Annotated in this window: 12 protein-coding genes; 5 read left to right on the top strand and 7 right to left on the bottom strand. The window is 60.5% G+C overall.

What is annotated here, in order from left to right; all coding sequences use genetic code 11:
- Positions 1-46: 46 nt before the first annotated feature.
- Both nhaA and AC1DK3_RS15870 read left to right on the top strand, forming a co-directional pair.
- Positions 47-1,237, top strand: a complete 1,191-nt coding sequence (nhaA, locus tag AC1DK3_RS15865) for a Na+/H+ antiporter NhaA (protein WP_477193216.1) — start codon at positions 47-49, stop codon at positions 1,235-1,237.
- A complete protein-coding gene (locus AC1DK3_RS15870; RefSeq protein WP_477193217.1) occupies positions 1,234-1,872 on the top strand; it encodes a carbonic anhydrase in 639 nt (212 codons plus the stop codon). Before nhaA ends, AC1DK3_RS15870 begins: the two co-directional genes overlap by 4 nt.
- A gap of 12 nt (positions 1,873-1,884) precedes the next feature.
- Here AC1DK3_RS15870 and AC1DK3_RS15875 read toward each other — a convergent pair whose 3' ends face one another.
- From AC1DK3_RS15875 to ccmA, 5 genes are read right to left on the bottom strand one after another with little or no spacing between them, the layout of a single operon-like run.
- Positions 1,885-2,463: a DsbE family thiol:disulfide interchange protein gene (locus AC1DK3_RS15875; RefSeq protein WP_477193218.1), complete on the bottom strand. Its 579-nt coding sequence runs from the start codon at positions 2,461-2,463 to the stop codon at positions 1,885-1,887.
- A gap of 1 nt (position 2,464) precedes the next feature.
- Entirely contained in the window at positions 2,465-2,638 is a 174-nt protein-coding gene (gene ccmD, locus AC1DK3_RS15880; protein WP_477193219.1) for a heme exporter protein CcmD, read from the bottom strand.
- 6 nt (positions 2,639-2,644) lie between these two features.
- On the bottom strand, positions 2,645-3,412 hold the full coding sequence (locus AC1DK3_RS15885) for a heme ABC transporter permease (protein WP_477193220.1): 768 nt from the start codon (positions 3,410-3,412) through the stop codon (positions 2,645-2,647).
- 52 nt (positions 3,413-3,464) lie between these two features.
- Complete coding sequence (ccmB, locus tag AC1DK3_RS15890) at positions 3,465-4,130, bottom strand: heme exporter protein CcmB (RefSeq protein ID WP_477193221.1); 666 nt, start codon at positions 4,128-4,130, stop codon at positions 3,465-3,467.
- The gene (ccmA, locus tag AC1DK3_RS15895) at positions 4,127-4,750 is read right to left on the bottom strand and encodes a heme ABC exporter ATP-binding protein CcmA (protein WP_477193222.1); all 624 of its coding nucleotides are present in this window, start codon (positions 4,748-4,750) and stop codon (positions 4,127-4,129) included. Before ccmA ends, ccmB begins: the two co-directional genes overlap by 4 nt.
- 235 nt (positions 4,751-4,985) lie before the next feature.
- Between ccmA and acnA the strand changes: the two genes are divergently transcribed.
- Together acnA and AC1DK3_RS15905 are read left to right on the top strand one after the other, a co-directional pair.
- Entirely contained in the window at positions 4,986-7,700 is a 2,715-nt protein-coding gene (gene acnA, locus AC1DK3_RS15900) for an aconitate hydratase AcnA (RefSeq protein WP_477193223.1), read from the top strand.
- A gap of 208 nt (positions 7,701-7,908) precedes the next feature.
- Positions 7,909-8,682 carry a DUF1223 domain-containing protein gene (locus AC1DK3_RS15905; protein ID WP_477193224.1) on the top strand — a complete coding sequence of 258 codons (774 nt, stop codon included), beginning with the start codon at positions 7,909-7,911 and terminating at the stop codon, positions 8,680-8,682.
- Between the two features lie 57 nt (positions 8,683-8,739).
- Here the strand turns inward: AC1DK3_RS15905 and AC1DK3_RS15910 are convergent, their stop codons facing one another.
- On the bottom strand, positions 8,740-10,818 hold the full coding sequence (locus AC1DK3_RS15910; protein ID WP_477193225.1) for a M3 family metallopeptidase: 2,079 nt from the start codon (positions 10,816-10,818) through the stop codon (positions 8,740-8,742).
- A 480-nt stretch (positions 10,819-11,298) separates the two neighbouring features.
- Here AC1DK3_RS15910 and AC1DK3_RS15915 point away from each other — a divergent pair, with 480 nt between their 5' ends.
- A complete protein-coding gene (locus tag AC1DK3_RS15915) occupies positions 11,299-11,682 on the top strand; it encodes a DUF2794 domain-containing protein (RefSeq protein ID WP_477193226.1) in 384 nt (127 codons plus the stop codon).
- 137 nt (positions 11,683-11,819) lie between these two features.
- On the opposite strand, the gene AC1DK3_RS15920 is transcribed toward AC1DK3_RS15915, so the two are convergent.
- Positions 11,820-12,581, bottom strand: a complete 762-nt coding sequence (locus AC1DK3_RS15920; protein WP_477193227.1) for a Bax inhibitor-1/YccA family protein — start codon at positions 12,579-12,581, stop codon at positions 11,820-11,822.
- Between the last annotated feature and the right edge of the window lie 68 nt (positions 12,582-12,649).

Consider the following 12,649-nt stretch of genomic DNA (forward strand, 5'->3'; position numbering starts at 1 on the left):
CGGGCTTCGACTTGCATACCTGTCCCAAACGCATGTGGAGGGCCGAATGAAACCAGAAACGAGTGCCCAAGGCCTCAATCGCGAAGCCGCAGCCGGATTGGTTCTGCTGAGCGCCGCGATACTGGCGTTGATAGTCGCCAATTCGCCGCTCAAGGGTATCTACGACCAAACGCTCGCGACGCCCGTTCAATTGGGAATTGCGCCGTTCGCTCTGACGAAGGAAGTGATCCACTGGATCAACGACGGACTGATGTCCGTCTTTTTCTTTGTCGTCGGGCTGGAGATCAAACGCGAATCGATCCGCGGCGCACTCTCCAACCGCCGCGCGGCTATGCTGCCGATTGTTGGCGCGTTGGGCGGTATGATCGTTCCCGCGCTGATCTACGCCATCATCAACTGGGACAACGCCGTCGCGCTTCGCGGCTGGGCGATTCCTGCGGCGACCGACATCGCCTTTGCCGTCGGCATAATGGCGGCCCTCGGCAGCCGGGTGCCACCGGCGCTGAAAGTGTTTCTGCTCGCGCTCGCCATCATCGACGATCTCGGCGCAATCCTGATCATCGCCTTCTTCTACACAGCCGATCTCTCGATGCAGGCCCTCGCGCTCGCAGCCGTCGGCATCGCGGGCCTGGTCCTTCTCAACCGTTCGGGCGTGATCCGCGCTTGGCCCTATTTGCTGATCGGCGCTTTTGTCTGGCTCTGCGTGTTGAAGTCCGGCGTCCACGCAACTCTGGCTGGCGTCGCAACCGCGCTTGCAATTCCGCTAACGGGAAACAAAAGGGGTACCGAGGGCCCGCTCGAGGGACTTGAGCACGCGCTAAGCCCCTGGGTCAGCTTCCTCATTGTGCCGGTTTTCGCTTTTGCCAATGCCGGACTATCTCTCACCGGCATGTCAGCCGACGACATGCTGTCGCAAATCCCCATTGGCATCGCGTTGGGTCTTTTCCTCGGCAAGCCACTCGGAATATACGGCGCAGTCAGGACTGCACTCGCCACCGGTTTAGGAGAAATGCCCCGCGGAGCCTCCCAGATGCAGCTTTTCGGCACAGCTATTTTGGGCGGCATCGGTTTTACCATGAGCCTATTCATCGGCATGCTGGCATTTCCCGAATCGGATGCGAGTGCGGAAGTCCGTCTGGGCGTCCTCGCAGGCTCTCTACTGTCGGCGGTCGTCGGTTACATTGTAATTATTAGAAGCGGGTCGGAACGAGACGTCAGGAGCAACAAGAATAAATGAGCAGTTTCCCCGAATCCCTCACAGACCGCTACCGGCGTTTCAGGCACCGCCACTTCGTTCTCAACGCCGACCATTATGAAGAGCTAGCTACCTACGGGCAGAACCCGGAGACGATGGTCATTTCCTGCTCGGATAGTCGCGTCGATCCGGAAACGATCTTCAGCGCGATGCCGGGCGAACTCTTCATCGTCCGCAACGTGGCGAACCTTGTGCCGCCCTACGAAACGGGCGGCAGATATCACGGCGTCAGTACGGCCGTGGAATTTGCGGTCATGAATCTCCGCATCAAAAATCTCATCGTCATGGGCCACTCCGGATGCGGCGGCGTCAAAGCCGCCCTTGATCAGAGCGCTGCGATCCAAACGGAAGCGCAATTCATTTCGCGTTGGATGTCGATGCTCGACGACGCCCGCCTCTCGGTGCTCGCCGCGCATCAAAACAGCCCCCAGGCCATCAAGCAGGAAGCTCTCGAGAAGGAAGGCATCAAGCAGGCGATCAAAAACCTGCGGACGTTCCCGTTCGTTCGCGATCAGGAAGAACGCGGCCGCCTGGCGCTGCACGGAGCGCACTTCGACATCAGAACGGGAACGTTGACGGTGCTGAACCATTCGCGCGGAATGTTCTATCCGCTCTAAGGCGAACGCCGCTCAAGGCGCCGGCGCAGCTTTTGCCTTCTCGATGGCTGGCAGAAGCTTCGTCGTCAAAGAGTCGGCCGAGATCGGCCCGACGTGCTTGTAGACGATTTCGCCCCGGCCATTGACGATGAAGGTCTCAGGGGTGCCGTAGACGCCCCAGTCGATGGCCGCGCGCCCGCTTTTGTCCGTCCCGACAGCTGAATAAGGATTGCCGTAACGGCCGATGTAACGGCGCGCCGCGTCCGTCTGGTCCTTGTAGTTGACGCCGTAGATATCGACGCCCGCTTCTTCTTTCAGCTGTTCGAGAAACGGATGCTCTTCAACGCAGGGCTGGCACCAGGACGCCCAATAATTGACGACTGAGACTTTGCCCTTCGCAAGATCGGAAGAGCTGAACCCCGGCTCCGGTTTGCCGTCAACCTCAAGCCCTTCGAGCGGCGGAAAGGTCGTCTGAGGCACAGTCTTTCCGACGAGCGTAGACGGCAACCGAGACGGATCGCCGGACCGCAACGCCATCGCGAAAAACCCCGCGACGACTGCAAAAACCACGACCGGTAAAACGCGTACTAAATTCGACTTGCCTTCGGCCACTCTATCGTCCTCCCGCCGCCGCTGAACGGCGCTTCACACCCTGCCGCTCGAGAGCTTCGAGATCGGCAGCCTGCTTGCGGCCATCCGCGATCAGCCAAAGAATGAGCCCGGTGACGGTCACCGTCACGGCGGCGTAAGAAATCCAGATGAAGGCGGCGTGAGGTCCGAGATCCATGATCGTTTACTCCGCCGCGCCTTGATTTGCAGCCTGCGCCGCGAGCCGGTCGCGTCCGGCGACGGCCTGCGTTCTGAGAGCTTTCACCCGCCGGCGCAGAATTTCATTTCGCATGCCTTTGAGATGCATAGCGAAGAACAGAAGCGTGAACGCAACCGCCATGACGAGAAGCGGCAGCCGCATGCTCGGATCGACCGTCGACGTGAAATCGGTCGACGGCTGATGTAGCGTGTTCCACCAGTCGACAGAGAATTTGATGATCGGCAGGATCGTGACTCCGACGAGCGCCAGGATGGCGGTCAGCTTCGCCGCCGCGCCCTCGTCCTCGAGTGCCGACCGAAGTGCCATCAATCCGAGATAGAGAAAAAACAGGATCAGGACCGACGTCAGCCGCGCGTCCCAGACCCAATAGGTGCCCCACATCGGTTTACCCCAGAGCGAGCCTGTCAGCAGCGCCAGGAACGTGAATGCGGCTCCGAGCGGCGCAGCGGCCTTCGCCGAGACATCCGCCAAGGGATGGCGGAAAACCAGAAGCCCGAAGCTCGAAAGCGCGATGAGCCCATAGACCATCATCGAGAGCCACGCGCACGGCACGTGGATGTACATGATCCGCACCGTCTCGCCCTGCTGATAGTCGGCGGGCGACGCGAAGAACGCGAGATAAAGCCCATAGGCCAACAGAATGGCGGCCGCCCCCGAAATCCACGGCAGCAGCCGTGCGGAAAGCTCCATGAAGCGGGTCGGGTTGGCGAGGCGTTGCGTCAGTGTCTGCATGTGCCGGATCTAAGACTTTAAAAGGTAAGGCGCAATGAAGGGCAGATTACAATTATTGTAGCTGGACCTTCAGTGCGGCGGCTGCGGCGAGGGGCCCCAGCACGATTGCGACAAGGGAAATCGCCGCCAGAATGAGGAACGACGCCGCCATCCCCGTCGGCCCGGCCCCGGCGCTGACAGCCGATATCCCGAAAATCAAGGTAGGAACGTAAAGCGGCAGCACGATGAGCGCCAGCAGCAGGCCGCCGCGACGTGTCTTCATCGTCAACGCCGCGCCGATGGCGCCGAGAAAACTGACCGCCGGAGTGCCGGCGAGCGTGGTCGCGACCAGGATCGGATACGCCGCAAGATCGAGGTTCAGGAGAATGCCGAGCACCGGCGCCATGATGGCGAGCGGAATTCCGGTGGTGATCCAATGCGCCAGGGACTTGGCAGTGGTAACCAATTCCAGCGGCAATGGGCCCGTCGCGAGCACATCGAGCGTCCCATCCTCGTGGTCGGCCTCGAAAATCCGATTGAGCGACAGAAGCGCCGCCAGCAGCAGCGCGATCCACAGCACCCCGGCCGCGATGCGCGACAGCAGATTGAGATCCGGTCCAAGGCCGAGCGGCATGAGCGACACGACGACGAGAAAGAAGCCGAGCGCCGTCCCGATCGCGCCGCCTTCGCGGACCGCAAGTCTCACATCCCGGGAAAGGAGAGCCCAAAAGCTCTTCAAGCCGCCATCCTCTGCGCTGCGAGATCCAGCGTCCGCGCGCGCTCGAGACCGAGCGGCAGATGCGTGGCGATGACGGCAACGCCGCCGGAACTCGTATGATCATTGACCGCAGCGACCAGCCGCTCCGATGACGCTGTGTCAAGCGATGCGGTTGGCTCATCAAGCAGCCAGACCGGACGGTGTGCGACCAGCAGCCGGGCAAGTCCGAGCCGCCGCTTCTGCCCAGCCGACAGGTAAGCCGCAGGAAAGTCGCTCAAGTCTTCAAGGCCGAAATGGCGAAGCGATGCCGCGATCCGCGAGACTCCATTGCCGCCGGCATCGAGATATGTATTCCAAAAGCCCGCATTCTCCGCGACCGACAAGCTCGACTTCACCGCGTTGGTATGCCCGACGACGTGCGACTGCTCCCCGAGCGTCAGCTCATCGTCGCCGCCATCGAGCCGGATGACGCCGCGGAACGGCCGGATGAAGCCAGCGAGCGTGCGCAGCAAGGTCGTCTTCCCGATGCCGTTCGCACCGGTCAAAACCAGCGCCTCCCCGCCTTTGACGGCAAACGACAGCCCGTCGATGATGCGGCGTGAACCGCGATCTATGACCAAGTCTTCGGCAATCAGCTGCACAGCGATGAGATTCCGTGGCGTGTGAATGAGCAAGACGGTGGCATTTGCGCGCTAATTTGACCATCTCGCGATTGGTGTTTTCATTTTATAACGATTATATAGAAGGCACGTTGTATCCTTCGCTAGCGCAAAAGCGAGGGGTCGCGCGGACCGACGAGCTCGTGCCGCGGGACACCTCGATCCGCCGGCACTCCGGCGGCGCAGCCCTTCGTCTTAATCTTTCGGAGGCCTGATCTTGAGCGCCCATACACCCGTTTCCGACGACAGCTTCAACTGCCGCAAAACCCTCACCGTCGAGGGCAAGGACTACGTTTACTATTCGCTGCCCGATGCCGAGGCGAATGGTCTGACAGGGATTTCGCGGCTCCCGTACGCGATGAAGGTCCTACTCGAAAACCTCTTGCGGCATGAGGACAGCCGCTCGGTCACCAAAGCCGACATCGTCGCAATGGCCGAATGGATCGGCAATAAGGGCAAGACCGAAAAGGAAATCGGCTTTCGCCCGGCCCGCGTCCTGATGCAGGATTTCACCGGCGTTCCAGCCGTCGTCGATCTCGCCGCCATGCGCGACGGCATGACGAGGCTCGGTGGCGACCCGACGAAGATCAACCCGCTCGTGCCTGTCGATCTCGTCATCGACCATTCCGTCATTGTCGATGAATTCGGCACGCCGAAAGCCTTGGCCGATAACGTCGCGCTCGAATATGCGCGCAACGGCGAGCGCTATAACTTCCTGAAATGGGGCCAGGGCGCCTTCCAGAATTTCCGCGTCGTGCCGCCCGGCACCGGCATCTGCCACCAGGTCAATCTCGAATATCTCTCGCAGACCGTGTGGACCAACGAGATGTCGGACGGCAAAACCATCGCCTATCCCGATACGCTCGTCGGCACCGATAGTCACACGACGATGGTCAACGGTCTCGCCGTGCTCGGTTGGGGCGTCGGCGGCATCGAAGCCGAAGCCGCAATGCTCGGCCAGCCGCAATCGATGCTCATTCCCGAAGTCATCGGTTTCCGCTTGACCGGCAAGCTCCCGGAGGGCGTGACGGCAACCGACCTTGTGCTGACGGTCACGCAGATGTTGCGCAAGAAGGGCGTCGTCAACAAGTTCGTCGAATTCTTCGGACCCGGCCTCGACTCGATGTCGCTCGCCGACCGCGCCACGATCGCCAACATGGCGCCCGAATACGGCGCAACGTGCGGTTTCTTCCCCGTCGACAAGGAAACCGTCAATTATCTGACGATGTCGGGCCGCGACTCCCATCGCATCGCGCTTGTCGAAGCTTACTGCAAGGCCCAGGGCCTGTATCGCGACGCGGGATCGGCCGATCCGGTCTTCACCGACACGCTGTCCCTCGAACTGGGTGACGTCGTGCCGTCGATGGCTGGCCCGAAGCGCCCCGAAGGCCGCATCGCGCTGACCGACATCAAGAGCGGCTTCGGGGCGGCCCTTGCCGACGAATACAAAAAGCCGGGCGAACTCACCAAACGCGCACCCGTCGAAGGCAAAACGTTCGACATCGGCCACGGCGATGTCGTCATCGCTGCGATCACGAGTTGCACGAACACGTCCAATCCGAGCGTCCTGATTGCTGCGGGCCTCCTCGCCCGCAACGCGGCGGAGCGCGGCCTGAAAAGCAAGCCTTGGGTCAAGACCTCGCTGGCGCCGGGATCGCAGGTCGTTGCCGCCTACCTCGAGAAATCCGGCCTCCAGCCGTACCTCGACCAGATCGGATTCAACCTCGTCGGCTTCGGCTGCACCACCTGCATCGGAAACTCTGGCCCGCTCGCGCCGGAAATTTCAAAGGCGATCAACGGCAACGGCATCGTCGCCGCCGCCGTGCTCTCCGGAAACCGCAACTTCGAAGGCCGCGTCAGCCCGGACGTGCAGGCCAATTATCTCGCGTCGCCCCCGCTGGTCGTCGCTTACGCGCTCGCTGGCACCGTGCAGAAAGACCTGACCAAGGAACCATTGGGCGAAGGCAGCGACGGCAAGCCGGTTTTCCTGAAGGATATCTGGCCGACGTCGCAGGAAATCCAGAAATTCATCATCGAAAACGTCACGCGCGAACTCTTCAAGTCTCGCTACGCCGACGTCTTCAAGGGTGACAGCAATTGGCAAGGCATCGCGACGAGCGGTGGCCTGACGTACGGCTGGAATGGTTCGTCGACCTACGTTCAGAACCCGCCCTATTTCCAGACCATCTCTCGCGACGCGAAACCGATCAACGATATCGTCAACGCCCGCATTCTTGGTCTCTTCGGCGACAAGATCACGACCGACCACATCTCGCCCGCCGGATCGATCAAAACCGCGAGCCCCGCTGGAAAGTATCTCCTAGACAACGGTGTTGAGCCCGCCGACTTCAACCAGTACGGCACGCGGCGCGGCAATCACGAGGTGATGATGCGCGGCACGTTCGCCAACATCCGCATCAAGAACCACATGGTGAAAGATGCGAACGGCAACGTGAAGGAAGGCGGCCTGACGATCCATTATCCGTCGGGCAAGGAAATGGCGATCTACGACGCGGCGATGCAATACGAAGCGGAGGGCGTGCCGCTCGTGGTGTTCGCCGGTATCGAGTACGGCAACGGCTCATCCCGCGACTGGGCGGCGAAAGGCACAAACCTTCTCGGCATCCGCGCCGTCATCGCCCAATCGTTCGAGCGAATTCATCGCTCGAACCTCGTCGGCATGGGCATCGCTCCGTTCGTCTTCACCGAAGGCGCTTCCTGGCAGTCCCTAGGCCTCAAGGGCGACGAGCGCGTCACCATCCCGGGCCTCGCCACCATCAAGCCGCGGGAAGTCCTGACGCTCACGATCACGCGCGCCGACGGCACGTCGATCCCCGTACCCGTCCTCTGCCGGATCGATACCCTCGACGAGCTCGAGTACTTCCGGAACGGCGGCATCTTGCACTACGTTTTGAGAAACCTGGCGGCCTGAGAAGGCGCCGGCGTCCCGGCCGAAGCTCAGCCCGGCCGGGACCAAATTAATCATGCGCTCCAGTAACGATCTTTCTCGCTGGAGCGAACGTCTCAATGCTCACCCGTTCGTGACAAGGCTTTCGAGCCTTTCACTTTTTCATTCGCGGGCGGCAAGCTAAAAGGATTGTTGTGGCACCTGCCACTTAGGCTCGAAGGCTGACACCTCCATGCGTTTCCGCATCATCGCCCCGTTGGTTTTGACGGCCCTCGCCGCAGCTTGGGCTTTGGCGTCGCCGTCGCGGGCGCAGGAAGTTTCCCTCGATGTCCAAACAGAGAAGCCGATCAAGGGCGTCATAGAACTCTTCACGAGCCAGGGATGCTCGTCCTGCCCCCCGGCAGACGCGCTCCTCAAAACGCTATCGGATGATCCCTCGATCATCGCGCTCTCGCTGCCCGTCGATTACTGGAACTATCTCGGCTGGAAGGACACGTTCGGCTCACCGCGCAACAGCGAGCGTCAGCGAAATTACGCCCGCAACCGCGGCGACGGCGAGATTTTCACGCCGCAAGCCATCGTCAATGGCGTGGCGCACGTAAACGGCGGGTCGAAAGCGGCAATCCAGCAGGCGATCGACGACACCGTGAAAACGGGCGGACCAATGCAGGTGCCAGTCCGATTTTGGCAGGAGCGCAATACCCTGAACTTCGCCTTGGGCGGCGATACGCCGGGACGCAACCCACGCGAAGCGACGATCTGGCTCGGCGTCGTCCAAATGACGGGAGCCGTGCAGATCAAGGAAGGCGAGAACGCCGGCAAGACGCTCACCTACACCAACATCGTCCGCGAATTGACGCCCATCGGCATCTGGAAGGGGATGCCGATGAAAGTGCAGCTGCCCCGAGCCGCGATGATGCAGGCCGACGTGCAAAAACTCGTCGTCCTCGTGCAGGAAGGGCGTAGCGGCCCGATCATCGGAGCGACGATGGCCGGCCTCTGGTGAATAAACCTCTGGTAATTCCAGAGCCGCCGCAGCCCAGCCAGACTTTACGCGACCCCTTTAAGCGGCGAGCCCGCGCTTCTTCAACAGACCATCGATCTTTGGCGGCCGTCCGCGAAACGCCACATAAGCCGCGTGCGGATCACGCCGGTTTCCAGCCGAGTAGATGAACTCGTGAAGCTTCTTCGCCGTGCCCGGATGAAAGACGTTTCCGGTTTCCTCGAACGCGGCGAATGCGTCGGCGTCCATCACTTCCGACCACAGATAGCTGTAATACCCAGCAGCGTAGCCCGACATGATGTGCATGAAATGCGGAAGACGATGCCGCATTACGATCTCTTTCGGCATATCGATTTGCGCGAGCGCCACACGCTCGAAGCCTTCGACGTCGGCAATCGATGCCGTTTCCGCCGAATAGAGCGCCATGTCGACGAGCGCCGACGACGTGTATTCGACCGTCGCGAAGCCTTGATTGAAATTCCGCGCCGCAGCTAGCCGCTGCCGCAAAACCTTCGGCATCGGCTTTCCGGTTTTGTAATGCAGCGCATGCTTTTCGAGAACTTCCGCCGTCGAAAGCCAATGCTCGTAAAGCTGTGACGGCAGCTCGACGAAATCCCGCGACACCGACGTCCCGGAAATCGACGGATAGGTCACGTTGGAAAGCAACCCGTGCAGCCCGTGTCCGAATTCGTGAAACAGCGTGCGCGCATCGTCGAACGACAGAAGCGCCGGCTCGCCCTCGCCGCCCTTCGCGAAGTTCAGCACGTTGACGATGATCGGGCTCTGGCCTTTCCCGAGCTTGTGCTGCGCGCGGAATGCCGACATCCACGCGCCCGAACGCTTCGTCGGACGCGCGAAATAATCGCCCATGAAAATGCCGACGTGGGCGCCCTTCTTGTCGAGCACCTCCCACACCCTCACTTCCGGGTGATAGCGCGGCAGATCTTTGCGCTCCTGGAACTTCAGACCGAACAAGCGCGACGCCGTGTCGAACGCCGCGCGGATCATCTGATCGAGCTCTAGATAGGGCTGTAACTTCGATTCATCGAAATCGTATTTTGCCTTGCGCACGCGCTCGGAATAATACCGCCAGTCCCACGGCATGATCTCTGTGTTATCGCCGCTGCTGACGGCTTCGGCTGCAAGCGCATCGCGCTCTTCGCCCGCGCGCACGACAGCTTTTTCCCACACGGCGCGAAGAAGCTCATCGACCCTGCCGGGCGTTTTCGCCATCGTGTCTTGCAAGCTGAATTCGGCAAACGAAGGAAAGCCCATCAGCCGCGCGTATTCTCCGCGCAGCGCCACCGCCTCGGCGACGATCTGGCGATTGTCAGTCTCGCCGTCATGCGCACCGCGGCGCGTCCACGCGTTGAAAGCCTGCTCGCGCAAATCGCGCCGGCTCGAATACGTGAGAAATCCTTCGACGCTCGAACGCGCGAGCGTAATCATCGCCTTACCCTGGAAGCCCGCATCGGCAGCAGCGCGCGCGGCACTTTCTTTCAGAGTGTCGGGCAAACCCGCGAGGTCGTTCTCGCCGTCGAGAACGAGCCGCCACGACTGCTCGTCCTTGAGCACGTTCTGCATGAACTGCGTAACGAGCGTCGCGAGCCGTGCATTGATTTCTTTGACGCGCGATTTGTCCGCCGCCGAAAGCCGCGCGCCCGAACGGACGAACTCTAGGTGATGGCGTTCGAGAACGCGCAGATCTTCTTCGCCGAGCTTCAACGCGTCACGCCGCTCATAAAGATCGTCGATGCGTTTGAAGAGGCGCTTGTCGAGCAGGATCTGCGTTTCATGGGCCGCAAATCGCGGCGCCATCTCGCGCGCTATTTCCTGAAACTCAGGCGTCGAATCGGACCCCTCGAGATTCCAGAAAACCGACGCGACCCGTGACAGCTGCCAGCCACTCTTCTCGAAAGCCACGATGGTATTGGCGAATGTCGGCTTCGCCGGGTTTTTCGCGATTTTCTCAATCTCGGCCTTGTGCTCGCGAAAGGCGGCATTGAGGGCCGGTTTGAAATGGCGCGCTTCTATTTTGGCGAACGGCGGCATCTGAAACGGGCCGTTCCACTTCGCCATGAGTGGATTGATACTGGGCTTGGAACGCGGCTTCGGAGCCGCCTTGCGCTTTGCTATCATCCTGAGATCGATCTCTAATCTTCCCCGCTATGTAACTTTATATACGCACAAAAGCGCGCGACAACTAATGAAACAGTCGCAATGAATAAAGCCGGAGGATCGGCCTTTTGGGCCGATCCTCCGGAAGTAGGACGATCAGGGGAAAGAAGTTCGTCTTGGACGGGGAGCCAAAACGCAGGAGGGGAAGAGTTGCCTGTGAACCCAACCTCGAAACTGTGGCCCCGGGGGGCTGGGGGGCTATGAGTCCAGAGCCGGTCCTTTGAAGCTTGATCCAAAGGCAACGGTTATCTTTATTGCGTTTTATTACGGCTGTTTGTGGCCTCCGCGGAGTCGCGAATTTGTCCGCCTGAGGGTCTTTCCGTGCACTGCCCGTTGAATTCCCGGCCATGCAATTCTGGGTCATAAGATTATCAACCTTGCTCTCTTGCATTCCTCGAGCGTTGGCGCGATCTTTAAGAGGCTAACGATGGACAAGACCGTTTGAGCGAGACAACCGAACCGATAGCTTTTCGCCCGCGGCCTGCGGGCAAGCTTGGGGCACCCGATACCGCCTCGGAGCCCGGTCGCCGTACCACTTTTGATCGATACGAGCTGACCGCAATTCTGGATCTTTACGGCCGAAAGGTAGCATCCGGAGTCTGGCGCGATTACGCCATCGACTTCCTCCGCGATAAGGCGGTTTTTTCCGTTTACCGCAAAGCCAGCGAATATCCGCTCTACCGCATCGAGAAAGACTTGCGCCTAGCCCGGAAGCAGGGCGCCTACAGCGTCATCGCGGCGGGCGGCCTGATTATGAAGCGTGGTCAGGACTTGAAACGCGTCCTCAGCGTCCTGGAAGATCGCCCGGGCGTCGTGGGAGCCTAAGATCCGCTGATCTCATCCGCACTTTCGGCCGGCTCCCGGAACGGGAGTCGGAAGTGCCAATCAAAAAGAGCGCCCAACAAAAAAGGCCCCGAAAACCGGGGCCTTTCTCAATTCAGATGAGTCTCGGCGGTTAGTCGTTACTCGCGGTTCGCCAATCCCAAGAGATTCAGGATGTGGATGAACAGCGTCACGAACGAGCCGTAGAGCATGAAGGCGCCGAAGATCGACGAGCGCTTCAGCTGGGCTTCATTGCCGTACGACGCCTGCTCGATGTACATCGACTTGATCGCCTGCGTTTCGAAGGCCGTAATGACCGAGAAGAGCAACACGACGACAGCCGAGATACCCATGCTCACCAACTTGCTGGTGCCGGCATCGTTGATGAAGAAGAAGCTACCGAGCATGACGACGATCAGGCCGATCGATGCCATGGACAGGAAGCCGCTCCAGCCCGTCATGTCCTTCTTCGTCGTGTAGCCGATGAGGCTCGTCACGGCGAACATCGCAGCAGCGATGAAGAACGCCTGACCGACGATGCCAGCCATGCCCATGCCGACGTACAGCGACACCATCGGAGCGATCAAAGCACCCCAGAGAGCGCAATAGAGCCAGTAGGCGCCGTGCGCGAGAACGTCACTTCCGCCGAAGAAAAGACGCGGCGCAAAAAAGCCGAGGCCGAGAACGGCCGCGAACACCACCCACTTCATCGGGCCGAGGGCAATCGCCGCCATGACCTGCGGGTTAGCCATCAAGAGCATGACGACGACGGCCGTGCCGGCGACGCCAAGCGCCATATAGTTGTAGGTGCCGAGCATGAACGAGCGCAGCCCCTGGTCGATCGCGCCAGATGTCCGTGCGCCGCCGTACGGGCTATTTGGTCGCGTAAAAACTTCAGCCATGGTCTCGTATCCTCGTATTGTGTCCGGCCAGTCGCCGGGTCCCGCGCAATCATATGTTATTTCATCTG

The organism is Hyphomicrobium sp. 01T421 (genome assembly GCF_056398805.1).